We start from the raw sequence: 22,634 nt of genomic DNA, 5'->3' as shown, positions 1-22,634 counted from the left end.
GGGCGGCCACCCCGAACCCGGGGTGACCGCCCTTCATGCTGCTCGCTTACTGGTTGTACGGACCGTAGTCGTAGTCCTCCAGCGGAACGGCCTGGCCGGAGCCGGTGCCGAACGGCGAGTAGTCGATGTCGTCGTAGCCGACGGCCGAGTACATCGCGGCCTTGGCCTCCTCGGTCGGCTCGACCCGGATGTTGCGGTAGCGGGACAGGCCCGTACCGGCCGGGATGAGCTTACCGATGATGACGTTCTCCTTCAGGCCGATGAGGCTGTCGGACTTGGCGTTGATCGCCGCGTCCGTCAGGACTCGGGTCGTCTCCTGGAAGGAGGCGGCCGACAGCCAGGACTCCGTGGCCAGCGAGGCCTTGGTGATACCCATCAGCTGCGGACGGCCGGAGGCGGGCTGGCCGCCCTCCTGGACCACACGACGGTTCTCCTGCTCGAACTTCGAGCGCTCGACGAGCTCGCCGGGCAGCAGCTCGGCGTCGCCGGACTCGATGATCGTCACGCGGCGCAGCATCTGCCGGATGATGATCTCGATGTGCTTGTCGTGGATCGACACGCCCTGCGAGTTGTAGACCTTCTGGACCTCCTGGACCAGGTGGACCTGGACGGCCCGCTGACCCAGGATGCGCAGCACGTCGTGCGGGTTGGTGGCACCCACGGTGAGCTTCTGGCCCACCTCGACGTGGTCGCCCTCGTTGACCAGGAGACGGGCACGCTTCGAGATCGGGTAGCTGGTCTCGTCGCTGCCGTCGTCCGGCGTGATGATGATCTTCTTGGTCTTCTCGGTCTCCTCGATGCGGACCCGGCCGGCCGCCTCGGAGATCGGGGCGACACCCTTCGGGGTACGGGCCTCGAAGAGCTCGACGACACGCGGCAGACCCTGGGTGATGTCGTCACCGGCCACACCACCGGTGTGGAAGGTACGCATCGTCAGCTGGGTACCGGGCTCACCGATGGACTGGGCGGCGATGATGCCGACCGCCTCACCGATGTCGACCAGCTTGCCGGTGGCCAGCGAGCGGCCGTAGCACATCGCGCAGGTGCCGACCGAGGACTCGCAGGTCAGGACCGAACGGGTCTTGACCTCCTCGACGCCCTGCAGGATCAGCTCCTCGATGAGCACGTCGCCCAGGTCGGTACCGGCCGGGGCCAGCACCTTGCCGTCGACCACGATGTCCTCGGCGAGGCAGCGCGCGTACACGGACGTCTCGACGTTGTCCGCCTTGCGCAGCACGCCGTTGGCGTCCCGCTCCGCGATCTTCAGGCGCAGGCCGCGGTCGGTGCCGCAGTCCAGCTCGCGGATGATGACGTCCTGGGAGACGTCCACCAGACGCCGGGTGAGGTAACCGGAGTCGGCGGTCCGCAGAGCGGTGTCGGCGAGACCCTTACGGGCACCGTGCGTGGCGATGAAGTACTCCAGCACGGACAGACCCTCACGCAGCGACGACTTGATCGGCCGCGGGATGGTCTCGTTCTTCGCGTTCGACACCAGACCACGGATACCGGCGATCTGGCGCATCTGCATCATGTTTCCTCGGGCACCCGAGTTGACCATCATGAAGATCGGGTTGGTCTTCGGGAAGTTGCCCGTCATGGCCTCGGCGACCTCGTTGGTCGCGTTGGTCCAGATGCCGATGAGTTCCTGGCTGCGCTCGTCCTTGGTGATCAGACCGCGCTCGTACTGCTTCTGGACCTTCTCGTCCGCCGCCTCCCACTTGGCGATGATCTCCGGCTTGGCGTCGGGGACGATGACGTCGGAGATGGCGACGGTGACGCCGGAGCGGGTGGCCCAGTAGAAGCCGGCCGCCTTGAGGTTGTCGAGCGTGGCCGCCACGACGACCTTCGGGTAGCGCTCGGCGAGGTCGTTGACGATCTCGGAGAGCTGCTTCTTGCCGACCTCGAAGTCGACGAACGGGTAGTCCTCGGGCAGCAGCTCGTTGAAGAGCGCGCGGCCCAGGGTGGTGCGCAGACGGAAGGGGTCGCCCTGCTGCCACTCCGGCTCGCCCTCCTCGCGGGCCGGCGGCGTCCAGCCGCGCGGCGGGATGGTGCCCACCGGGAAGCGGATGTCGACCGGGGCCTGCAGGGACAGCTCACCCGCGTCGAAGGCCATGATCGCCTCCGCCACGGATGTGAAGGAACGGCCCTCGCCCTTGACGTCGCGGCCCTCGTGGTCGGTGGTGAGGAAGTACAGACCGAGGACCATGTCCTGGGTCGGCATCGTCACCGGCCGGCCGTCGGCGGGCTTGAGGATGTTGTTCGAGGACAGCATCAGGATGCGGGCCTCGGCCTGCGCCTCCGCGGACAGCGGCAGGTGCACGGCCATCTGGTCACCGTCGAAGTCCGCGTTGAACGCGGTGCACACGAGCGGGTGGATCTGGATGGCCTTGCCCTCGACCAGCTGCGGCTCGAAGGCCTGGATGCCCAGGCGGTGCAGGGTGGGCGCACGGTTCAGCAGCACCGGGTGCTCGGCGATGACCTCTTCGAGGACGTCGTACACGACGGTGCGGCCGCGCTCGACCATGCGCTTGGCGCTCTTGATGTTCTGCGCGTGGTTCAGGTCGACCAGGCGCTTCATCACGAACGGCTTGAACAGCTCCAGCGCCATCGCCTTCGGCAGACCGCACTGGTGCAGCTTCAGCTGCGGACCGACGACGATCACGGAACGCGCCGAGTAGTCGACACGCTTGCCGAGCAGGTTCTGACGGAAGCGGCCCTGCTTGCCCTTGAGCATGTCGGACAGCGACTTCAGCGGACGGTTGCCGGGGCCCGTGACCGGGCGGCCGCGGCGGCCGTTGTCGAAGAGCGCGTCGACGGCCTCCTGGAGCATGCGCTTCTCGTTGTTGACGATGATCTCGGGCGCGCCGAGGTCGAGAAGCCGCTTCAGGCGGTTGTTGCGGTTGATGACACGGCGGTACAGGTCGTTCAGGTCGCTGGTCGCGAAGCGGCCACCGTCCAGCTGCACCATCGGACGCAGGTCCGGCGGGATGACCGGGACGCAGTCCAGGACCATGCCCTTCGGGCTGTTGTTGGTGGTCAGGAACGCGGAGACGACCTTCAGCCGCTTCAGGGCACGGGTCTTCTTCTGGCCCTTGCCGGTGCGGATGATCTCGCGGAGCTTCTCCGCCTCGGCCTCCAGGTCGAAGGACTCCAGGCGCTTCTGCAGCGCGGCGGCGCCCATCGAGCCGTCGAAGTAGGTGCCGAAGCGGTCGCGCAGCTCGCGGTAGAGCAGCTCGTCGCCCTCCAGGTCCTGGACCTTGAGGTTCTTGAACCGGTTCCAGACCTCGTCGAGGCGGTCGATCTCGCGCTGGGCACGGTCGCGCAGCTGCTTCATCTCGCGCTCGGCGCTCTCGCGCACCTTGCGGCGCACGTCGGCCTTGGCGCCCTCGGCCTCCAGCTCGGCCAGGTCGGCCTCGAGCTTCTTGGCGCGGGCCTCCAGGTCGGCGTCGCGGCGCTGCTCGATCTGCTGGCGCTCGACGGAGACGTGGGCCTCCAGCGAGGGCAGGTCGCGCTGCCGGCGCTCCTCGTCGACGTACGTGATCATGTACGCCGCGAAGTAGATGACCTTCTCCAGGTCCTTCGGGGCCAGGTCGAGCAGGTAACCCAGGCGCGACGGGACGCCCTTGAAGTACCAGATGTGCGTGACGGGAGCGGCCAGTTCGATGTGGCCCATCCGCTCACGGCGCACCTTGGCGCGGGTGACCTCAACGCCACAGCGCTCGCAGATGATGCCCTTGAAGCGGACGCGCTTGTACTTGCCGCAGTAGCACTCCCAGTCCCGGGTGGGGCCGAAGATCTTCTCGCAGAAGAGTCCGTCCTTTTCCGGCTTCAGGGTGCGGTAGTTGATGGTCTCGGGCTTCTTGACCTCGCCGTGGCTCCACTGACGGATGTCGTCAGCGGTGGCCAGGCCGATCCGGAGCTCGTCGAAGAAGTTGACGTCGAGCACTATGCGTCAATCCCTCTCAGGGTCGTAAGTCTTTGGGTCTGTACGGGGGTCACCGGGGTCGGCGGGCCTTGGTGGCAGGCCCGCCGGACTCCCGTCAGACCTCTTCGACGCTGCTCGGCTCGCGCCGGGACAGGTCGATGCCGAGCTCCTCCGCAGCGCGGAAGACATCCTCGTCGGTGTCGCGCATCTCGATGGACATACCGTCGCTGGACAGCACCTCCACGTTCAGGCAGAGAGACTGCATCTCCTTGATGAGGACCTTGAAGGACTCGGGGATGCCGGGCTCGGGGATGTTCTCGCCCTTGACGATCGCCTCGTAGACCTTCACACGGCCGGTGACGTCGTCGGACTTGATGGTCAGCAGCTCCTGGAGGGCGTAGGCGGCACCGTAGGCCTCGAGTGCCCACACCTCCATCTCACCGAACCGCTGGCCACCGAACTGGGCCTTACCACCCAGCGGCTGCTGGGTGATCATCGAGTACGGACCGGTCGAGCGGGCGTGCAGCTTGTCGTCGACCAGGTGGTGCAGCTTCAGGATGTACATGTAGCCGACCGAGATCGGGTCCGGGAACGGCTCACCGGAACGGCCGTCGAACAGCCGGGCCTTGCCGGACGGCAGGACCATGCGGTCGCCGTCGCGGTTGGGCAGGGTGTTCTCCAGCAGACCGGCCAGCTCGTCCTCGCGGGCGCCGTCGAAGACCGGGGTCGCCACGTTGGTACGGGGCTCGACCCGGTCGGCGCCGATGGACTGCAGGCGCTGCGCCCACTCGTCGGCGAGACCGGAGACGTCCCAGCCCTGGCTGGCGAGCCAGCCGAGGTGGATCTCCAATACCTGTCCCGGGTTCATTCGGGACGGCACACCCAGCGGGTTGAGGATGATGTCGACCGGGGTGCCGTCCTCCAGGAACGGCATGTCCTCGATCGGCAGGATCTTGGAGATGACACCCTTGTTGCCGTGGCGGCCGGCGAGCTTGTCACCGTCGGTGATCTTGCGCTTCTGCGCGACGTAGACGCGGACCAGCTGGTTCACGCCCGGCGGCAGCTCGTCGCCCTCCTCGCGGTCGAAGACGCGCACGCCGATGACCTTGCCGGTCTCGCCGTGCGGCACCTTCAGCGAGGTGTCACGGACCTCACGGGCCTTCTCACCGAAGATCGCGCGCAGCAGGCGCTCCTCCGGCGTCAGCTCGGTCTCACCCTTCGGGGTGACCTTGCCGACGAGGATGTCGCCGGCGATGACCTCGGCACCGATGCGGATGATGCCGCGCTCGTCGAGGTCGGCGAGGACCTCCTCGGAGACGTTCGGGATGTCCCGGGTGATCTCCTCGGGACCGAGCTTGGTGTCACGGGCGTCGACCTCGTGCTCCTCGATGTGGATCGAGGAGAGGACGTCGTCCTGCACGAGGCGCTGCGACAGGATGATCGCGTCCTCGTAGTTGTGACCCTCCCACGGCATGAACGCGACCAGCAGGTTCTTGCCGAGGGCCATCTCGCCGTTCTGGGTGGCCGGGCCGTCGGCGAGCACCTGGCCGACGACGACGCGGTCGCCCTCGTTGACGATGACCTTCTGGTTGACGGAGGTGCCCTGGTTGGAGCGGGCGAACTTGGCCAGGCGGTACGTGATGTACGTGCCGTCGTCGTTGGCGGTGGTGATGTAGTCCGCGGAGACCTCCTGGACCACACCGGCCTTCTCGGCCTTGACGACGTCGCCGGCGTCGACGGCGGAGCGGTACTCCATGCCGGTGCCGACGAGCGGGGCCTCCGCCTGGATCAGCGGAACGGCCTGGCGCATCATGTTCGCGCCCATGAGGGCACGGTTGGCGTCGTCGTGCTCCAGGAACGGGATCATGGCGGTCGCGACCGACACCATCTGGCGCGGCGAGACGTCCATGTAGTCGACGTCCTCGGGGCTGACGTAGTCGACCTCGCCGCCACGGCGGCGGACCAGGACGCGGCTCTCGGCGAAGCGCAGGTCGTCGCTGAGGACGGCGTTGGCCTGCGCGATGACGAAGCGGTCCTCCTCGTCGGCCGTCAGGTAGTCGACCTGGTCGGTGACCTGGCCGTCGACGACCTTGCGGTACGGCGTCTCGACGAAGCCGAACGCGTTGACCCGGCCGTAGGTGGCGAGCGAGCCGATCAGACCGATGTTCGGGCCTTCCGGCGTCTCGATCGGGCACATGCGGCCGTAGTGCGAGGGGTGCACGTCACGGACCTCGAAGCCGGCCCGCTCACGGGAGAGACCACCGGGGCCGAGCGCCGAGAGACGACGCTTGTGCGTGAGACCAGACAGCGGGTTGTTCTGGTCCATGAACTGCGACAGCTGGCTGGTGCCGAAGAACTCCTTGATGGAGGCGACGACCGGCCGGATGTTGATCAGGGTCTGCGGCGTGATCGCCTCGACGTCCTGCGTGGTCATGCGCTCGCGCACGACGCGCTCCATCCGCGCCAGACCCGTGCGGACCTGGTTCTGGATGAGCTCGCCGACGCTGCGCAGGCGGCGGTTGCCGAAGTGGTCGATGTCGTCGGTCTCGACGACCACGGACTGGCCGTTGTCACCGACCGTCTCGGTCTCGCCGGCGTGCAGCTTCACCAGGTACTTGATCGTCGCGATGATGTCCTCGACGGTCAGGATGCCCGCGTCCAGCGGGGTGTCCGTACCCAGCTTCTTGTTGACCTTGTAGCGGCCGACCTTGGCGAGGTCGTAGCGCTTGGGGTTGAAGTAGAGGTTCTCCAGCAGCGTCTGGGCGGCCTCGCGCGTGGGGGGCTCGCCCGGGCGGAGCTTCCGGTAGATGTCGAGCAGCGCGTCGTCCTGGCCCTGGGTGTGGTCCTTCTCCAGGGTGGCGCGCATCGACTCGTACTCGCCGAACTCCTCGAGGATCTGCTCGTTGGTCCAGCCGAGCGCCTTCAGCAGGACGGTGACGGACTGCTTGCGCTTGCGGTCGATGCGGACACCGACCATGTCGCGCTTGTCGATCTCCATCTCCAGCCAGGCGCCCCGGGAGGGGATGATCTTGGCGGAGAAGATGTCCTTGTCGGACGTCTTGTCGATGGTGGAGTCGAAGTAGACACCGGGGGAACGGACCAGCTGCGACACCACGACACGCTCGGTGCCGTTGATGACGAAGGTGCCCTTGTTCGTCATGAGCGGGAAGTCGCCCATGAAGACGGTCTGGGACTTGATCTCGCCGGTCTCGTTGTTGGTGAACTCGGCCGTGACGAAGAGCGGCGCGGCGTAGGTGAAGTCGCGCTCCTTGCACTCGTCGATCGAGTTCTTCGGCGGCTCGAAGCGGTGGTCGCGGAAGGTCAGCGACATCGACCCCGAGAAGTCCTCGATCGGGGAGATCTCCTCGAAGATCTCCTCGAGGCCGGACTTGGTGGGAACGTCCTGACCGTTCTCGAGAGCCTCCTCGACGCGAGCCTTCCACGCGTCGTTGCCGAGCAGCCAGTCGAAGCTCTCGGTCTGGAGCGCGAGAAGGTTCGGAACCTCGAGGGGCTCCTTGATCTTTGCAAAGGAGATGCGCAGCGGGGCGGTGCTGGCGCCGTTGTTCGTATTCGCGGTCGAGGCAGTGCGCGAGGCGGCCAAGAGGGGGTCCTTCCGAGGGCTCGGACTCACTACGCGCGTACCGGCCCCTCCCCCGCTCACCGGGCCAGACGGTGCCTGATGTGGCCTAAATGCCAGGTCAGACGTGATCCGGTCGTCGATGCTCGAGTGAGGGCATGCCCCTGGTGACGGGCAGGGGACAGCTAACAGGCAGCGCAAAGGGTCAGTGTAGCCACTTGGCCCACTGATGTCCAGTGCGGGTTGTTTGAGACCCTCGTTGTCGTCACCGCCTGCGGCATGCCGCCCTCAACGCACGTTGATACTGCCCTCTTCGCCGTCGATCCATGCCTCGGATTCGGATCCTTGTGACGACGCGTCCTGAGAATTGCGCGCTGCGTGCAGTTCGTCAAGGCCCCCCATCCCCGAGCCGGACGCTGCCGTCGTCACGTGCGGCCTGCCTCCCGAGGCCCTCCGGGGCACGACGAAGATCACCATACCCCTCCCGGTCGCGGGTGCAAGGCCGCCACAGCCACCCCCGGGAACGCCGAAGAGCGACCACCCGGATGGATGATCGCTCCTCGGTGCGCTCGCGTTACAGCCCGCGCGGAGTGTTTTTCCGCGGGCGGGCCGTCAGCACGCGTGAGTCCGTGACGGACCCGTCGAGGGCCGTGCGGCCCGTGCAGGTCTTACGACCGGTGCAGGTCTTACTTGACCTCGACGGAGGCGCCGGCGCCCTCGAGGGCCTCCTTGGCCTTGTCCGCGGCCTCCTTGTTGACCTTCTCGAGGACGGGCTTCGGGGCACCGTCGACCAGGTCCTTGGCCTCCTTCAGGCCCAGGGAGGTCAGCTCGCGCACGACCTTGATGACCTGGATCTTCTTGTCGCCGGCACCGGCGAGGATGACGTCGAACTCGTCCTTCTCCTCGGCCTGCTCGGCGCCCGCGGCGGCACCGGCGCCACCACCGGCGACGACGACCGGGGCGGCCGCGGCAGCGGTGACGTCGAACTTCTCCTCGAAGGCCTTCACGAACTCGGAGAGCTCGATGAGGGTCATCTCCTCGAACTGGGCAAGCAGCTCGTCCTGGGACAGCTTCGCCATGATGGCGGTCCTTCCACTCAAATCGGCAGGTGCCGGATGTACTGGATGAGGCGGGCGTACGTCGGCCCGCTGCGACCCGCGCCCTGGTCGGTACGGGTCAGAAAGCGAGCCGAATTACTCGGCACCGCCCTGCTCGGCCTGCTTGGCGCGCAGCGCGTCCACGGTGCGGACGAGCTTCGTCGGCAGCGCCTGGAAGACGGAGGCAGCCTGGGACTGCTTCGCCTTGAAGGCACCGGCCAGCTTGCTGAGCAGAACCTCGCGGGACTCGAGGTCCGCAAGCTTCTTGATCTCGTCGGCGGACAGCGCCTTGCCGTCAAGGACACCGCCCTTGATGACGAGATTCGGGTTGTCCTTGGCGAAGTCACGGAGACCCTTCGCCGACTCCACCGGGTCACCGGTGACGAAGGCGACAGCCGTCGGACCGTTGAACAGGTCGTCCAGCGTCGTGATCCCGGCCTCGTTGGCCGCAATCTTGGTCAGCGTGTTCTTCACCACGGCGTACTGGGCGTTCTCACCGAGCGAACGACGCAGCGTCTTGAGCTGCGCCACGGTGAGACCGCGGTACTCGGTCAGCACGGCAGCAGACGAGTTGCGGAACTTGTCCGTCAGCTCGGCAACCGCGGCAGCCTTGTCGGGCCTCGCCATAGAGCCTCGGCCTCCTTCCGGGTGATTCGGACCGCGCGGACCCGAAGGAGGACTGGGGAAAACGAAACGCCCCGGCGCAGGCGCACGGGGCGGACTCGACCGGCCGCACGCACGACACAGGGGCGCGCGCACTCCGGGAGTTCTTCCACTGTCACCTGCGCGGGTCGTCCGCATGTTCAGCGGATCCTTCGGCCACCGCACCCTCTTGCGAGCGCACGGCAACGACCAGCGGTCTTTGGCTTCGGAAAGGAGAGTACGGGAACGGGGCGGGCCGGAGCAAATCCGCCCCGTTCGGCGGATCACTCCGCGCCGGACCGCCCTGGCACCGCCGGCCCGGCGTGGGCGCGGTGAGCCGGGAAAACAGGGCCGGGGAGCCGAGGAAGCGGCCCGGGACGGCGCGGGACGGCCGGCAGAAATCCGGGACGGCGCGTGGAGGGCCGGGAAGGCCCGGCGGAGAACCGGGAGAAGGCCCGGACGGCCCGGGACCGGCTCAGAGGAGGCCCGGAAGGCCCCGGGAAGCCACGGGACCGGCTCAGAGGAGGCCAGGGAGGCCCCGAAGGGCCGGAAGCGGCCGGTGGGGCGCAGGCCGCCCCTGGGTCGTACACAGCCACTGGGCCCGAAGCGCCCCTGACCCGCAAGCGACCCTGGCCCGGAAGCGCCCCCTGGGCCGCAAAGGGGACGAGCCCCGCACCCAACCGGGTGCGGGGCTCGTCGCCGACTACAGGTGAGCCGTGGGGGCTCAGACCGCGGCCGGGTCCTCCTCGACGAGGAGGTTGCGGGTGCGGTTCGGGTCGACCTGGATGCCGGGGCCCATCGTGGTGCTGATGGCGGCCTTCTTGATGTAGCGACCCTTGGCGGCGGACGGCTTCAGACGGAGGATCTCCTCCAGCGCGGCGCCGTAGTTCTCCACCAGCTTGGTGTCGTCGAACGACGTCTTGCCGATGATGAAGTGCAGGTTCGCGTGCTTGTCGACACGGAACTCGATCTTGCCGCCCTTGATGTCGGAGACGGCCTTGGCCACGTCGGGGGTGACGGTGCCGGTCTTCGGGTTCGGCATCAGACCACGCGGGCCGAGGACGCGGCCGAGGCGGCCGACCTTGCCCATGAGGTCCGGGGTGGCGACGACGGCGTCGAAGTCCAGGCGGCCCTTCGACACCTCGTCGATCAGCTCGTCGGCGCCGACGATGTCGGCGCCCGCGGCACGCGCGGCCTCGGCACGGTCACCGGTCGCGAAGACCAGGACCCGGGCGGTCTTACCGGTGCCGTGCGGAAGGTTCACGGTGCCACGGACCATCTGGTCGGCCTTGCGCGGGTCGACACCCAGACGGAAGGCGACCTCGACGGTGCCGTCGAACTTGGTCGTGGAGGTCTCCTTGGCGAGACGGACGGCCTCGAGCGGGGCGTACAGCTTCTCCCGGTCGATCTTGGCGTCCGCAGCGCGGAGAGCCTTGCTGCGCTTGCTCACAACTGCTCCTGTGGGTTCTGAAAGGAGTCGTGGTACGGGCCGAGCAGGCCCTCCCACGTGCGGCCCGGTCCGGCCGCGGGAGTACTAGGGGGGTCTCAGCCCTCGACGGTGACGCCCATGGAACGGGCGGTGCCGGCGATGATCTTCTCGGCGGCGTCCAGGTCGTTGGCGTTGAGGTCGGGCATCTTGGTCTGGGCGATCTCACGGACCTGGTCGCGGGTGATCTTGGCGACCTTGGTCTTGTGCGGCTCGCCGGAGCCCTTCTCCACGCCCGCGGCCTTGAGGATCATCTTGGCGGCCGGCGGCGTCTTGGTGATGAAGGTGAAGGAACGGTCCTCGTAGACCGTGATCTCCACCGGGATGACCCACCCGCGCTGCGACTCGGTCGCGGCGTTGTAGGCCTTGCAGAACTCCATGATGTTGACGCCGTGCTGACCCAGCGCCGGGCCGACCGGCGGGGCCGGGTTGGCGGCGCCGGCCTGGATCTGGAGCTTGATGAGCCCCGTGACCTTCTTCTTCTTGGGAGGCATTGCTCTCTCCGGGTCCTAGTGAGAGTGGTCGGCCTCCTCCGGGGGCTTCCGGATCATCGGTCCGGATCATCCGGATGGAGGCATACCGCACAACGATAACGGGTAGGCCCTCCGCTCCCAAAACCAGCAGGTGGCTCCGGGCGCCGGAGCCGCGCCCGCCGCGGGCCCGGCCACGGCCCTCGGCGGGCGCCGGTCACGGCCGGCGAGCCGGCGGCAGGACCAACACGGCGTCGCCGACGGGCCGTTCGCCGGTGGCGTCGGAGGGGTGGCCGATGACCGCTCCGCCGACCGCCATCGCCGTCGAGCCGCCGCCGTCGAGGTTGACGGCCTCGACCAGGCCGAGCGAGCGGGCCACGTCGGCGGCCTCCGGGATGCTCAGGCCGAGGTCGCCGGTGGTGCGCCCGTCGACGGACACCAGCACCGTACGCCCGTACCGGTCCGTTCCGGCGAGGGTGCGCGGGTTCCGCTTGACCACCCAGCCGTAGGCCCAGCTGGGGTCGTCCGCGTGGTCCATGCCGTCCCGGCGCTGGGTGATCTCCTCCCGCCCGTGGTGGACGAGCTGGGGGCCGCCGTTGACGATCGTCGTGTGGCGGCTCACCGGACGCGGCCGGCCGGTCGCGGCGTCGGCCAGGTCCGTGCGCACCCGCACCCGGTCACCGACCCGGACGGCCGCGAGCCGGTCCGCCAGGTCTCCGGTGGCCTGCAGGGAGGTGGTGCCGGGGGCGAGCGCGGTGCCGCGTACGGCGGCCACGGAGACCACCCGCTGGTGGGCGTCGAGCACCACCTCGCGCCCGGGGCCCTCGGGGGTGCGGGCGCCGTACTCCGGGGTGAACGCGACGAGCTCGCTGTCGTCGGTGCAGGTGACGTCGTGCAGCGGCTGTGCCGTCGGGCGGTCGGTCCGGTCGCCGCCGCAGTTGCGGATCAGGCCGGGCACCCGGTCCACGCCGTCGAGCGGGACGGTCCGGCCGCCGATCAGCACGCTGCCGCGCCAGGACAGCCGTTCGATGCTGCTGGTGCCGCGGTCGTCCAGGACGAGCGCCGGGCGTTCGCCGACGGGCTCGGACAGCACCTTGCCGTCGTACACGCCGACCCCGGCGGGGTCGCCCGGCGCGCCGGCGGCGGGGTCCAGGACGAAGAAGCCCGCGTTGACGCCGACCGTGGCACCGGCCGCCCGGGCCAGCGCGGAGGTCGTCTCACGGCCCTCCAGGTCGGGGCCGAAGGTCGCGTCGAGGCGGCCGTCGAACCGGCGAGGGTCGATGGTGACCACGTCGACGTGCCAGGGACCGCGCGCCGCGCGGTCCCCGTCCCAGCCGGTGAAGACGCTGGAGGCGTGCTCCCCGGCGGCGGTCAGGCGGGCACGCTCCCGGTCGGCCTCGGACCGGGTGGGCCAGGAGCCGACCCGGACGCGGTAGCCGAGGATGCCGGGCGACACGTCGGCGGCGCGGGGCCGCGCCACGGCCTCGACCCGCGCGTCGAACCCCTCGGCGCGCAACCGCTCGCGCTCCTCGCGGGCGTCGGCCGCCCCGGACAGCGCCTTGGCCGGTGCGTCGGGGTCGGGCGAGGAGGCGTTCGGGATCTGCACCTCCAGCGTCCAGAACAGGGAGTCGTCGGCGCCCCCGCGGGTGATCCGGGTCAGGGTGACGCCGGGCTGCAGCGTCGAGGTCGTACGGGTCTCCGGCAGATCGGCCGGGCCGAGGTCGAGCCGGCCGGAGACGATCGGGTCGGCGCGCCGGCCGTCCGCGGCGGGGGCCGGGCCGTCCGCGGCCGTGGCGGCCGGCTGCGCAGGCCCCGCCCAGGCGAGCGCCACCGCAGCGCCCGCGCAGAGAAGGGAAACGGCGGGTCTTCGGGGTCCGGGTCGCGTCATGTACGGGACGGTAGAACGCCACGGCGACATCGGACAGGCCCCCGCACCGTTTCCGGGTGACACCTGGGCGGCCCCGGGGTGAAGAGGGCCGGCCCGGCCGTGCCGATGGCGGCCTCACGCACCGCCGCGACGGCGTGCCGCCCTGCGGCTGCCCGGTCCGACCGGCCCGCACGGGCCGTCCGGTCAGCCCACCTCACGGCGGGGCCGGAGGCGGCGCCGTACCCGGTCACCGATCTCGCCCACGACGATCACCAGCACGGCACTCGCCCCGCACCCCACCGGGCTCGCCGACTGACCGAGCACCTTGCCCAGAAGCCAGAAGACAGCGGTGGCGGCTGCCCACCACACGACCCACAAGCCGATCACCGACCACCAGCGCCGCCTGTTCATGGCTTCACGATAGGTGGTGCGATGCCCTCGATCCGGACGGCCGGGGGTTTCGGAAACGACACGGCAGAGCCCCCGCCCGGCGGGTGACCGCCGGGCGGGGGCTCTTTCGTGGGTTCGTGCGCCTAGTTCTTCTGGATCTGGTCGAAGGACAGCTCGACCGGCGTCTCGCGGCCGAAGATCTCGACCAGGCCCTTGACCTTCTTGGAGTCGGCGTTGATCTCGTTGATGGTCGCCTGCAGCGTGGCGAAGGGGCCGTCGGTGACGGTGACCGAGTCGCCGACCTCGAAGTCCAGCACCTGGACCTCGACCTTGCGCTGCGGGGCGGGCTTGCCCTCGGCCTCGGCGGCCTCGCGGGCGGCCTTCTCCTCCGCCTCCGGGGCGAGCATCTTCACGATCTCGTCCAGGGACAGCGGGTAGGGGTCGTAGGCGTTGCCGACGAAGCCGGTGACGCCGGGCGTGTTGCGGACGACGCCCCAGGACTCGTTCGTCAGGTCCATGCGGACGAGGACGTAACCGGGCAGCTTGTTCTGCCGGACGGTCTTGCGCTCGCCGTTCTTGATCTGGACGATCTCTTCCTCGGGCACCTCGGCCTGGTAGATGAAGTCCTCGACGTTCAGCGAGACGGCGCGCTGCTCCAGATTGGCCTTCACGCGCTTCTCGTAGCCGGCGTAGGTGTGGATGACGTACCACTCGCCGGGCAGGGTGCGCAGTTCCTCGCGGAGCTTGGTGACCGGGTCGAGTTCGGGCTCGGGCTCCTCGGCGGCCTCGGCTTCGGCGGCCTCGGCGTCCTCACCCTCGGTGGCCTGGTCCTCGTCCTCGTCCTCGACGTGGACGGCGGCCTGCTCGGCCGGCTCGCCCGCGGCGGCCTCGGCAGCCTCGGCCTCGTCGCCCTCGTCCGCACCCTCGACGATGTCGAGCTCGTCATCCACGGACTCGGTCGGCTCGATGGCGTCGTTCAGGTTCGGGTCAGACACGGTGGCTGCTTCTTCCTGGATACATAGGGGTGGAACATGCGAAAACGGGCGCCGGTAACCACGGCGCCCTTCGCTCTTGACTCAGCCGAAGACGTACTTGGCCGCGTGGTTGAGCCCATAGTCAATCACGGTCACCAGGGCGATCATGATGGCAACGAAGAAGATCACCACGGTGGTGTACGACGTCAGCTGATGGCGCGTGGGCCAGACAACCTTGCGGAGTTCGGCGATGATCTGCCGGTAGAAGAGCGCAAGACGCTTCAGCGGGCCCTTCTTGGCTCGCTTGCCGCCCTTGCGCGGCTTCTTCTTGGACTCCGCCACCTCGTCCCGGGCGTCAGGCGTGTCGATGGAGCCCACGGCGTCCGTCATGCGTCCTCACCTGATTCCCGGGTCGTGGCCGTGCCGCGCCCGGTCGAGCCGCACGGCGGTGCATTGCTGTACGTACATGCGCACACATCCTGGCGAAGGTGTGTGGAGCAGGGCCGGAGGGACTTGAACCCCCAACCGCTGGTTTTGGAGACCAGTGCTCTACCAATTGAGCTACGACCCTTTGTGTTCCCCCAACGTACCGCATCCGACCAAATGCCCGGCGTGCACCGATGTCCGGCGCGGCTGCTGAAGGCCAACGAGGTGAGAGTGTACGTGGTCCGGGGCCGGGCGTCGAACGGAAAGCGTTCTTCGGTGTCCACGGAGTGTCCGAAAGACCTGTGCGGGAGGGGCCGGAGGACCGGTGCCGAGCCGGACGGAGCACCGGGGCGGACGGGGCCGAAGGACCGTGCCGAGGCGGCGGAGGCGCCGGAGACTGCGGGTGCGGAGGCTGGAGACCGCGGGCGTGCAGGGCTGGAAACTGCGGGGACGGAAGGCCGGAGACCGCCGGTCCGCGGGGCCTGAGGCAGCTGATGCGGTGGGCCGCAGGCAACCGGTGCGGAGGGCCGGATTCCGCGGGTCCGCAGGGCGGGAGACGGCCGGTGAGGCGCCCGGCACGGCGTGCGGCGGGGCACGCGGCAGGGCGGGCGGGTCCGCACGGTTGTTCAGCGCGTAGACCGCCCTCGCTCACTCCTCGAAACCCGTGTGCCCCTCTCGTCGGTGGTCTGGAACGATGGCGGTATGAGCGCTGCAACCCCTCCCACCGAGCGCCGGGTCTCCGCCCGAGTCGGCGCGATCTCCGAGTCCGCCACCCTCGCCGTGGACGCCAAGGCCAAGGCCCTGAAGGCCGCCGGGCGTCCGGTGATCGGCTTCGGCGCCGGTGAGCCCGACTTCCCGACCCCGGACTACATCGTCGAGGCCGCGATCGAGGCCTGCAAGAACCCGAAGTACCACCGCTACACCCCGGCCGGCGGCCTGCCCGAGCTGAAGGCCGCGATCGCCGCGAAGACGCTGCGCGACTCCGGCTGGGAGCCGGACGTCTCCCAGATCCTGGTCACCAACGGCGGCAAGCAGGCCATCTACGAGGCCTTCGCCGCGATCCTGGACCCGGGTGACGAGGTCATCGTCCCGGCGCCGTACTGGACGACGTACCCGGAGTCGATCCGCCTGGCCGGCGGTGTCCCGGTCGAGGTGGTCGCCGACGAGACCACCGGTTACCGCGTCACGGTGGAGCAGCTGGAGGCGGCCCGCACGGAGAAGACCAAGGTCGTCCTGTTCGTCTCCCCCTCCAACCCGACCGGCGCGGTGTACTCCGAGGCCGAGACCGAGGCGATCGGCCGCTGGGCGCTGGAGCACGGCCTGTGGGTGCTCACCGACGAGATCTACGAGCACCTGGTCTACGGCGACGCCGTCTCGGTGTCCCTGCCCGCGCTGCTGCCGGAGCTGCGCGACAAGTGCATCGTCGTCAACGGCGTGGCCAAGACGTACGCCATGACCGGCTGGCGCGTGGGCTGGGTCATCGGCCCGAAGGACGTCGTCAAGGCCGCGACCAACCTGCAGTCGCACGCCACCTCGAACGTCTCCAACGTGGCCCAGGCGGCCGCCCTGGCCGCCGTCTCCGGCGACCTGGAGGCCGTGGCGATGATGCGCGAGGCGTTCGACCGGCGCCGCCGGACCATCGTGCGGATGCTCAACGAGATCGACGGCGTCGTGTGCCCGGAGCCGGAGGGCGCGTTCTACGCGTACCCGTCGGTGAAGGCACTGATCGGCAAGGAGATCCGCGGCAAGCGCCCGCAGAACACGGTCGAGCTGGCCGCGCTGATCCTGGAGGAGGCCGAGGTCGCGGTCGTCCCGGGGGAGGCCTTCGGCACGCCGGGCTACCTGCGCCTGTCCTACGCCCTCGGTGACGAGGACCTGGTGGAGGGCGTGAGCCGGATCCAGAAGCTGCTGGCGGAGGCCAGGGACTGACCCCCTCCCCGTGTGCGGGCCGTTTCCCTCCGGGAGGCGGCCCGCTTGTTTGTACGGGCAAGAGCACGAACGGGGAAACGGCTACCGGGACGCGGGGCGCGTGCGGCAGGATCCTGGGATGGAGCACGTACGCGATCTCTCCGAGCTGCCGAAAGCCCATCTGCACCTGCACTTCACCGGGTCGATGCGGCCCACCACCCTGCTGGAACTGGCCGACAAGTACGGCGTGCGCCTGCCGGAGGCCCTGACGGACGCCCTGGTCAGCGGTGAGCCGCCGAAGCTGCGGGCGACGGACGAGCGCGGCTGGTTCCGCTTCCAGCGGCTGTACGACGCGGCGCGTTCCTGCCTGCGGGCACCGGAGGACATCCAGCGCCTGGTGCGGGAGGCCGCCGAGGAGGACGTCAAGGACGGCTCGGGCTGGCTGGAGATCCAGGTGGACCCGACCTCGTACGCGCCCAGGCTGGGCGGACTGATCCCGGCGCTGGAGATCATCCTGGACGCCGTGGAGACGGCCTCGCGGGAGACGGGCCTGGGCATGCGGGTCCTGGTCGCCGCCAACCGCATGAAGCACCCGCTGGACGCCCGCACGCTGGCCCGGCTGGCCGTGCGCTACCGGGACCGCGGCGTGGTCGGTTTCGGCCTGTCCAACGACGAGCGGCGGGGCATGGCGCGGGACTTCGACCGGGCGTTCGCGATCGCGCGCGACGGCGGCCTGTTCGCGGCCCCGCACGGCGGCGAGCTGACCGGTCCCGCCTCGGTCCGCGACTGCCTGGACGACCTGCACGCCCACCGGGTGGGCCACGGGGTGCGCGCGGCGGAGGACCCCGCCCTGCTGCGGCGCCTGGCCGAGCGGGGCGTGACCTGCGAGGTGTGCCCGGCCTCCAACGTGGCTCTCGGGGTGTACGACAAGCCGGAGGACGTCCCCCTGCGCACCCTGTACGACGCCGGGGTCCCGATGGCCCTGGGCGCCGACGACCCCCTGCTCTTCGGCTCCCGGCTGGCGGCCCAGTACGAGATCGCCCGGCACCACCACGCGTTCGACGACGCCGAGCTGGCGGAGCTGGCCCGCCAGTCCATCCGCGCCTCGGCCGCCCCGGAGGACGTCCGGACGAAGCTGCTGTCGGGCGTGGACGACTGGCTGGCGAGCTGAGGAGGGTCGGTCCCGAGGACGACTGACCGACAGGCTGCGGCGGGTCACTCCCGGAGGACGACTGACCGGCGGCCCGAGAAGGGTCGCTCCCGGAGGACGGCTGGCCGGCGGGCTGCGGCGGGTCAGTCCCCGGAGAGTGCCCCGATGACCATCGGCAGCGTGTTCTTGTCGAAGATCCCGTTGTACAGCTGCCCGTCGACGGTCTTCCCGTCGACCTTCAGGGTGGGCGTGCCGGGCGCTCCGGACGACTCGAACGCCTTCTCGGACGCGGTCACGAAGCCGCGGTACTTCATGTCCTTGACCGCCGCGTCGAACTTCGGGCCGCGCAGGCCCTTCACGCGCGAGGCCATCTCCAGCAGGAACGCGTCGGTGTAGCCGTCGACGCTCTCCTCTGGCTGGTGGGCGAAGAGGACGTCGTGGTACTCGGCGAACCTGCCCGCCTCCAGCGCGGCCCGCAGCGCGTTCGCGGCCTTCTTGGAGCCCTGGCCGCCGAGCTTGTCGTCGAGGAAGGAGGCCAGGGTGTACTCCGCCCGGACCTGGCCGGAGCGGACCAGGTCGCGCAGGGCCTCGCCGCCGCCCCGGGTCTCGAAGTCGTCGCAGACCGGGCAGCGCAGGTCCTCGTAGACGTGGACGACGGTCTTCGCCTGCGGTGATCCGACGCGGACGGTGGTGCCGTCGGGTGCGAGCAACTCGGTGATCTTCACCGCCCGGGACGCCCGGCCGGACGGCTTCCCGTCGGCGCCGCCGACGCCGTCGGCCCGGTGGTCGCTGCCGCCGCCGCGGGCCGCCGAGCCGCAGCCCGTGGCCAGCGCGCCCACCAGCACGCTCGCCGCCGCGATCGCGACGGCACGGCCGAGACGTCCGCCTCGCATGGTCTTTCCCCTCCCTGTAGGACGGGGACCGACCCTATGCGATCGCTGTGCGGGGTCCCTACTCGCTGCCCGGTGCGGGGGCCTGATCGCTGCCCGGTGCCGGGGCCTGATCGATGCCCGGTGCCGGGGCCTGCCCGCTGCCCGGTGCCGGGGCCTGATCGATGCCCGGTGCCGGGGCCTGTCCGATGCCCGCCAGCAGGGTGCGGGCCAGGCGGTCGGCGAACTCGGCCGCGTCCGGGCGGCTGTCCGCCGCGTCGTACGCGAAGGCCCGCTGGGCGCAGGCGCCGAGGAGGAGGGAGGCGGCCGCGAAGGTGTCGGCGCCGGCGGCGATGCGGCCGAGGGCCTGCTCGGCGCGGAGGTAGGCGTCCAGTTCCTCGATCGGGACGTGCGGCCCGGAGCCCATCTGCCGCATCGCCTCGTCGTGGCGCCGCTTGAGCTGGGTCTCCGCGTACAGGGAGCCGGCGATCGGGAAGCTCTGCTCGTAGAACAGGGCGGCCTGGCGGGCGATCTCGGTGAGGTTCTCCAGCAAGGTGCGGCGGCCGGGCTCGGCGGCGAGGCTGCGCAGCAGCGGGGTCAGGCGCGGCAGCCGCTCGTGCAGCACCTGGATGAACAGTTCCTCCTTGCTCGGGAAGTACTTGTAGAGGGCCGCTTCGGAGCAGCCGGCCACCTTGGCGATCTCTTTGGTGGTGGCGCGGGCGAGCCCGACGGTCAACATCAGCTCGTGGGCGGCGTCGAGGATGCGGACGTGTGCCGGTTTCTGCTCCATGGTCCCAAGGATTTCACGGCGGCCCGAGGGCCGTTGACGGGTTGGTGAGTATTCACTCACCCTAGAGGAGAACCGGGTGAGTGAATACTCACCGACGTTGCCAGCGCAGGAGCAGTCATGAACCTCACCGTTTTCGGCGCCACCGGTGGAATCGGCCAGGAGATCGTCCGACAGGCGCTCACGGCCGGCCACCGGGTCACCGCCGTCGTCCGCGATCCGGCCCGGCTGACCGTGACGGGCGACGGACTGGAGGTGTTCCGCGCCGATCTGCGGGACCCGGAGGCCGTGCGCCCCGCCGTCGCGGGCCGTGACGCGGTGCTGTCCGGACTGGGCGCCCGCAGCCGCGAGGACGCCGGCGTGGCGACCCGGCTGACGCGCACGGTGCTGGGCGCGCTGGAGGCGGAGGGCGTACGGCGGCTGCTCGTGGTGAGCGCGGGACCCGTCGGCCCCGCACCGGCGGGCGACGGACCACTGGACCGGACGGTCCGCCGTCTGGTCTCGGCGCTGCTGAAGGACGTCTACGCCGACCTGCGCGAGATGGAGGCCGAACTGGCCCGCAGCGCCACGGACTGGACGGTCGTCCGCCCGCCGCGCCTGCAGAACAAGCCGCTGACCGGCACCTACCGCACGGTCGTCGGCGGCTTCCCGCCGCGCGGCCGCTTCATCGCCCGGGCGGACGTGGCCCACGCGATGCTGGCGATGACCGACGATCCGGCGACGGTGAAGCAGGGGGTGGGTGTGGCGTATTAGACCTGGGGCCCGGTCCGGTCCCGGGTCTGTCCGGTTGGACCCTGGGGCCGGTCCCGGCCGGTCCGGTCAGCCCCTGGGTCCGGTCCCGGCCGGGCCGGGGGAGCCCGGCCGATCCAGGGTGGTCTCGCCCGGGCCGGGGCATCCGGGGCGCTCCCGGCCGATCCGGAGCGCTTACGGCCGGTCCGGAGCGCTCACAGCCGGTCCGGAGCCATCTGGCCGTTCCGGAGCCATCCGGCCGGTCCGGAGCCGTCCGGTCCGGTCCGGGGCAGGGCCTACAGGCTCACGCCCACCGTCACCGGCTCGTTGACCAGGGTGATGCCGAACGTCTCGCGCACCCCGGCCACGACCTCGCGGGCCAGGGCCAGCAGGTCCTCCGTGGTGGCGCCGCCGCGGTTGGTCAGGGCGAGGGTGTGCTTGGTGGAGATCCGGGCCGGGCCGCTGCCGTAGCCCTTGGTGAAGCCGGCCTTGTCGATCAGCCAGGCCGCGGAGGTCTTGGTGCGCCCCTGCCCCGCCGGGTACGCGGGCGGTTCGGCCTCCTCGCCCAGGCGCTCCCGGACCCGGGCGCGGAACGCGGCGAACTCGGCGTCGGTGAGGATCGGGTTGGTGAAGAAGGACCCGGCCGACCAGGTGTCGTGGTCCTCGGGGTCCAGCACCATGCCCTTCCCTGCGCGCAGCTTCAGCACGGTGTCGCGGGCGGTGGCCAGCGGCGCCCGGTCGCCCACGGCCACGCCCAGCGCACGGGCCGTCTCGGCGTACTTCACCGGCGCCGACAGCCCGCCCGCGTCCTGCAGCGCGAAGCGGACGCGCAGCACGACGTACCGTTCGGGGTCGGCCTTGAAGCGGCTGTGCCGGTAGGAGAACGCGCACTCCTCGTTGGTCAGGGTGACCGTCTCGCCGGCCCGGCGGTCGTAGGCGACGACCTCGGTGAGGGTGGTGGAGATCTCCTGGCCGTACGCCCCGACGTTCTGGATGGGGGTGGCGCCGGCGGAGCCGGGGATGCCGGCGAGGCATTCGATGCCGGCGAGGCCGGCCTCCACGGTGCGCGCGACGGCGTCCGTCCACACCTCGCCGGCGGCCAGCTCCAGCGTCGTACCGCGCAGCTCCACGCCGCGGGTGGCGATGCGCAGGGCGGTGCCGTCGAAGCCCTTGTCGCCGATGACCAGGTTGGAGCCGCCGCCGATGACCAGCAGTGGCGTGCCGGTGGCGTCGGCCTCGCGGACGGCGTCGATCACCTCGGCGTCGGTGGTCGCGGTGAGCAGCCGGTTCGCGGGACCGCCCAGCCGGAAGGTGGTCAGCGGGGCCAGGGGCGCGTCGTGGAGTTCCTGCACGCGCCCAAGACTACGAGACCCCGCCGACAGAGCCCGCCAGGGCCGCGGTGACCGGTCAGGGCCGTGGTGACCGGTCAGGCGGTGGTGACGGGTCAGGCCAGGCGGACGACCGCGCGGGCCATCCCGAGGACCTTCTGCCCGCCGCTGACGGCGGTCAGGTCCACCCGGACGGTGTTGTCCTCCAGCTTGGCCGCGACCTTGCCGGAGACCTCGATCCGGGCGCCCTTGTCGTCGTCGGGGACGACGACGGGCTTGGTGAAGCGGACGCCGTACTCGACGACCGCGCCCGGGTCACCGGCCCAGTCGGTGACGACCCGGATCGCCTCGGCCATGGTGAACATGCCGTGCGCGATCACGTCCGGCAGCCCGACCTCCTTGGCGAACCGCTCGTTCCAGTGGATGGGGTTGAAGTCCCCGGAGGCGCCCGCGTACTGGACGAGCGTGGCACGGGTCACGGGGAAGGTCTGCGCCGGCAGCTCGGTGCCGACCTCGACGTCGTCGTAGGCGATCTTCGCCGTCATGGGTTCCTCACGCCTCCTCGGCCGCGCGGGCCACGAGCTTCATCCAGGTGGTCGCCACGTGCTCGCCCGCCTCGTCGTGCACCTCGCCCCGGACGTCCATGATGTCGTTGCCGGCCAGGGACTTGATCGCGTCGATCGTGGAGGTGACGGACAGCCGGTCACCGGCGCGCACGGGGCGGACGTAGGCGAACTTCTGGTCGCCGTGCACCACCCGGCTGAAGTCGAGGCCGAGCTGCGGGTCCTGGACGACCTGCGCGGCGGCCTTGTAGGTGATGGCGAACAGGAAGGTCGGCGGGGCGATCACGTCCGGGTGGCCGAGCGCCTTGGCCGCCTCGGGGTCCGTGTAGGCCGGGTTGGTGTCCCCCACCGCCTCGGCGAACTCCCGGATCTTTTCCCGGCCCACCTCGTAGGGAGCGGTGGGCGGGTAGGACCGCCCCACGAAGGACTGGTCGAGCGCCATGCGC

Annotated in this window: 18 protein-coding genes and 1 tRNA gene; 3 read left to right on the top strand and 16 right to left on the bottom strand. The window is 70.2% G+C overall.

The genetic code is table 11. The features are described 5' to 3' along the window. Positions 1–46: 46 nt before the first annotated feature. The 11 genes from GV126_RS19510 to GV126_RS19460 all read right to left on the bottom strand — a co-directional run bounded on the left by GV126_RS19510 (position 47) and on the right by GV126_RS19460 (position 14,999). Positions 47–3,946: a DNA-directed RNA polymerase subunit beta' gene (locus GV126_RS19510; protein WP_159668490.1), complete on the bottom strand. Its 3,900-nt coding sequence runs from the start codon at positions 3,944–3,946 to the stop codon at positions 47–49. A 94-nt stretch (positions 3,947–4,040) separates the two neighbouring features. Then, a complete protein-coding gene (gene rpoB / locus GV126_RS19505) occupies positions 4,041–7,526 on the bottom strand; it encodes a DNA-directed RNA polymerase subunit beta (protein ID WP_028420790.1) in 3,486 nt (1,161 codons plus the stop codon). A gap of 662 nt (positions 7,527–8,188) precedes the next feature. Then, positions 8,189–8,581: a 50S ribosomal protein L7/L12 gene (rplL, locus tag GV126_RS19500; protein ID WP_159668487.1), complete on the bottom strand. Its 393-nt coding sequence runs from the start codon at positions 8,579–8,581 to the stop codon at positions 8,189–8,191. 114 nt (positions 8,582–8,695) lie between these two features. Next, positions 8,696–9,226: a 50S ribosomal protein L10 gene (gene rplJ / locus GV126_RS19495; RefSeq protein WP_159668484.1), complete on the bottom strand. Its 531-nt coding sequence runs from the start codon at positions 9,224–9,226 to the stop codon at positions 8,696–8,698. A 739-nt stretch (positions 9,227–9,965) separates the two neighbouring features. Then, positions 9,966–10,691, bottom strand: a complete 726-nt coding sequence (gene rplA / locus GV126_RS19490; RefSeq protein WP_159668482.1) for a 50S ribosomal protein L1 — start codon at positions 10,689–10,691, stop codon at positions 9,966–9,968. Between the two features lie 95 nt (positions 10,692–10,786). Then, the gene (gene rplK / locus GV126_RS19485) at positions 10,787–11,221 is read right to left on the bottom strand and encodes a 50S ribosomal protein L11 (RefSeq protein ID WP_028420794.1); all 435 of its coding nucleotides are present in this window, start codon (positions 11,219–11,221) and stop codon (positions 10,787–10,789) included. Between the two features lie 193 nt (positions 11,222–11,414). Beyond that, entirely contained in the window at positions 11,415–13,085 is a 1,671-nt protein-coding gene (locus tag GV126_RS19480) for a phosphodiester glycosidase family protein (RefSeq protein ID WP_159668479.1), read from the bottom strand. A 183-nt stretch (positions 13,086–13,268) separates the two neighbouring features. Next, the gene (locus GV126_RS19475) at positions 13,269–13,475 is read right to left on the bottom strand and encodes a hypothetical protein (RefSeq protein WP_159668476.1); all 207 of its coding nucleotides are present in this window, start codon (positions 13,473–13,475) and stop codon (positions 13,269–13,271) included. A 122-nt stretch (positions 13,476–13,597) separates the two neighbouring features. After that, the gene (gene nusG / locus GV126_RS19470) at positions 13,598–14,449 is read right to left on the bottom strand and encodes a transcription termination/antitermination protein NusG (RefSeq protein WP_159668473.1); all 852 of its coding nucleotides are present in this window, start codon (positions 14,447–14,449) and stop codon (positions 13,598–13,600) included. 81 nt (positions 14,450–14,530) lie between these two features. Beyond that, complete coding sequence (gene secE / locus GV126_RS19465; RefSeq protein WP_159668470.1) at positions 14,531–14,818, bottom strand: preprotein translocase subunit SecE; 288 nt, start codon at positions 14,816–14,818, stop codon at positions 14,531–14,533. A gap of 108 nt (positions 14,819–14,926) precedes the next feature. Continuing rightward, positions 14,927–14,999, bottom strand: a tRNA-Trp gene (locus tag GV126_RS19460). Positions 15,000–15,556: 557 nt separating this feature from the next. On the opposite strand from GV126_RS19460, the gene GV126_RS19455 reads away from it, so the two are divergent. Further along, the gene (locus GV126_RS19455; protein WP_159668467.1) at positions 15,557–16,783 is read left to right on the top strand and encodes a pyridoxal phosphate-dependent aminotransferase; all 1,227 of its coding nucleotides are present in this window, start codon (positions 15,557–15,559) and stop codon (positions 16,781–16,783) included. A gap of 118 nt (positions 16,784–16,901) precedes the next feature. Then, on the top strand, positions 16,902–17,933 hold the full coding sequence (locus GV126_RS19450) for an adenosine deaminase (protein ID WP_159668464.1): 1,032 nt from the start codon (positions 16,902–16,904) through the stop codon (positions 17,931–17,933). Positions 17,934–18,055: 122 nt separating this feature from the next. Here the strand turns inward: GV126_RS19450 and GV126_RS19445 are convergent, their stop codons facing one another. Further along, positions 18,056–18,805, bottom strand: a complete 750-nt coding sequence (locus GV126_RS19445; protein WP_159668461.1) for a thioredoxin domain-containing protein — start codon at positions 18,803–18,805, stop codon at positions 18,056–18,058. Positions 18,806–18,863: 58 nt separating this feature from the next. After that, on the bottom strand, positions 18,864–19,571 hold the full coding sequence (locus tag GV126_RS19440) for a TetR family transcriptional regulator (protein WP_159668459.1): 708 nt from the start codon (positions 19,569–19,571) through the stop codon (positions 18,864–18,866). A 117-nt stretch (positions 19,572–19,688) separates the two neighbouring features. Between GV126_RS19440 and GV126_RS19435 the strand changes: the two genes are divergently transcribed. Continuing rightward, positions 19,689–20,321, top strand: coding sequence for an NAD(P)-dependent oxidoreductase (locus GV126_RS19435; RefSeq protein WP_159668456.1), 633 nt, complete (start codon positions 19,689–19,691; stop codon positions 20,319–20,321). A 272-nt stretch (positions 20,322–20,593) separates the two neighbouring features. Here GV126_RS19435 and GV126_RS19430 read toward each other — a convergent pair whose 3' ends face one another. The 3 genes from GV126_RS19430 to GV126_RS19420 all read right to left on the bottom strand — a co-directional run bounded on the left by GV126_RS19430 (position 20,594) and on the right by GV126_RS19420 (position 22,630). Beyond that, a complete protein-coding gene (locus GV126_RS19430; protein ID WP_159668453.1) occupies positions 20,594–21,649 on the bottom strand; it encodes a UDP-N-acetylmuramate dehydrogenase in 1,056 nt (351 codons plus the stop codon). Between the two features lie 92 nt (positions 21,650–21,741). Further along, entirely contained in the window at positions 21,742–22,170 is a 429-nt protein-coding gene (locus tag GV126_RS19425; protein ID WP_159668450.1) for a MaoC family dehydratase, read from the bottom strand. A gap of 7 nt (positions 22,171–22,177) precedes the next feature. After that, complete coding sequence (locus GV126_RS19420; RefSeq protein ID WP_028420806.1) at positions 22,178–22,630, bottom strand: MaoC family dehydratase N-terminal domain-containing protein; 453 nt, start codon at positions 22,628–22,630, stop codon at positions 22,178–22,180. Positions 22,631–22,634 lie beyond the last annotated feature (4 nt).

Source organism: Streptomyces mexicanus (assembly GCF_902506575.1).
Taxonomy (GTDB): domain Bacteria; phylum Actinomycetota; class Actinomycetes; order Streptomycetales; family Streptomycetaceae; genus Streptomyces; species Streptomyces mexicanus.
The sequence above is the reverse complement of the archived record's forward strand: the minus strand, read 5'-3'. Positions and strand labels throughout refer to the sequence as shown.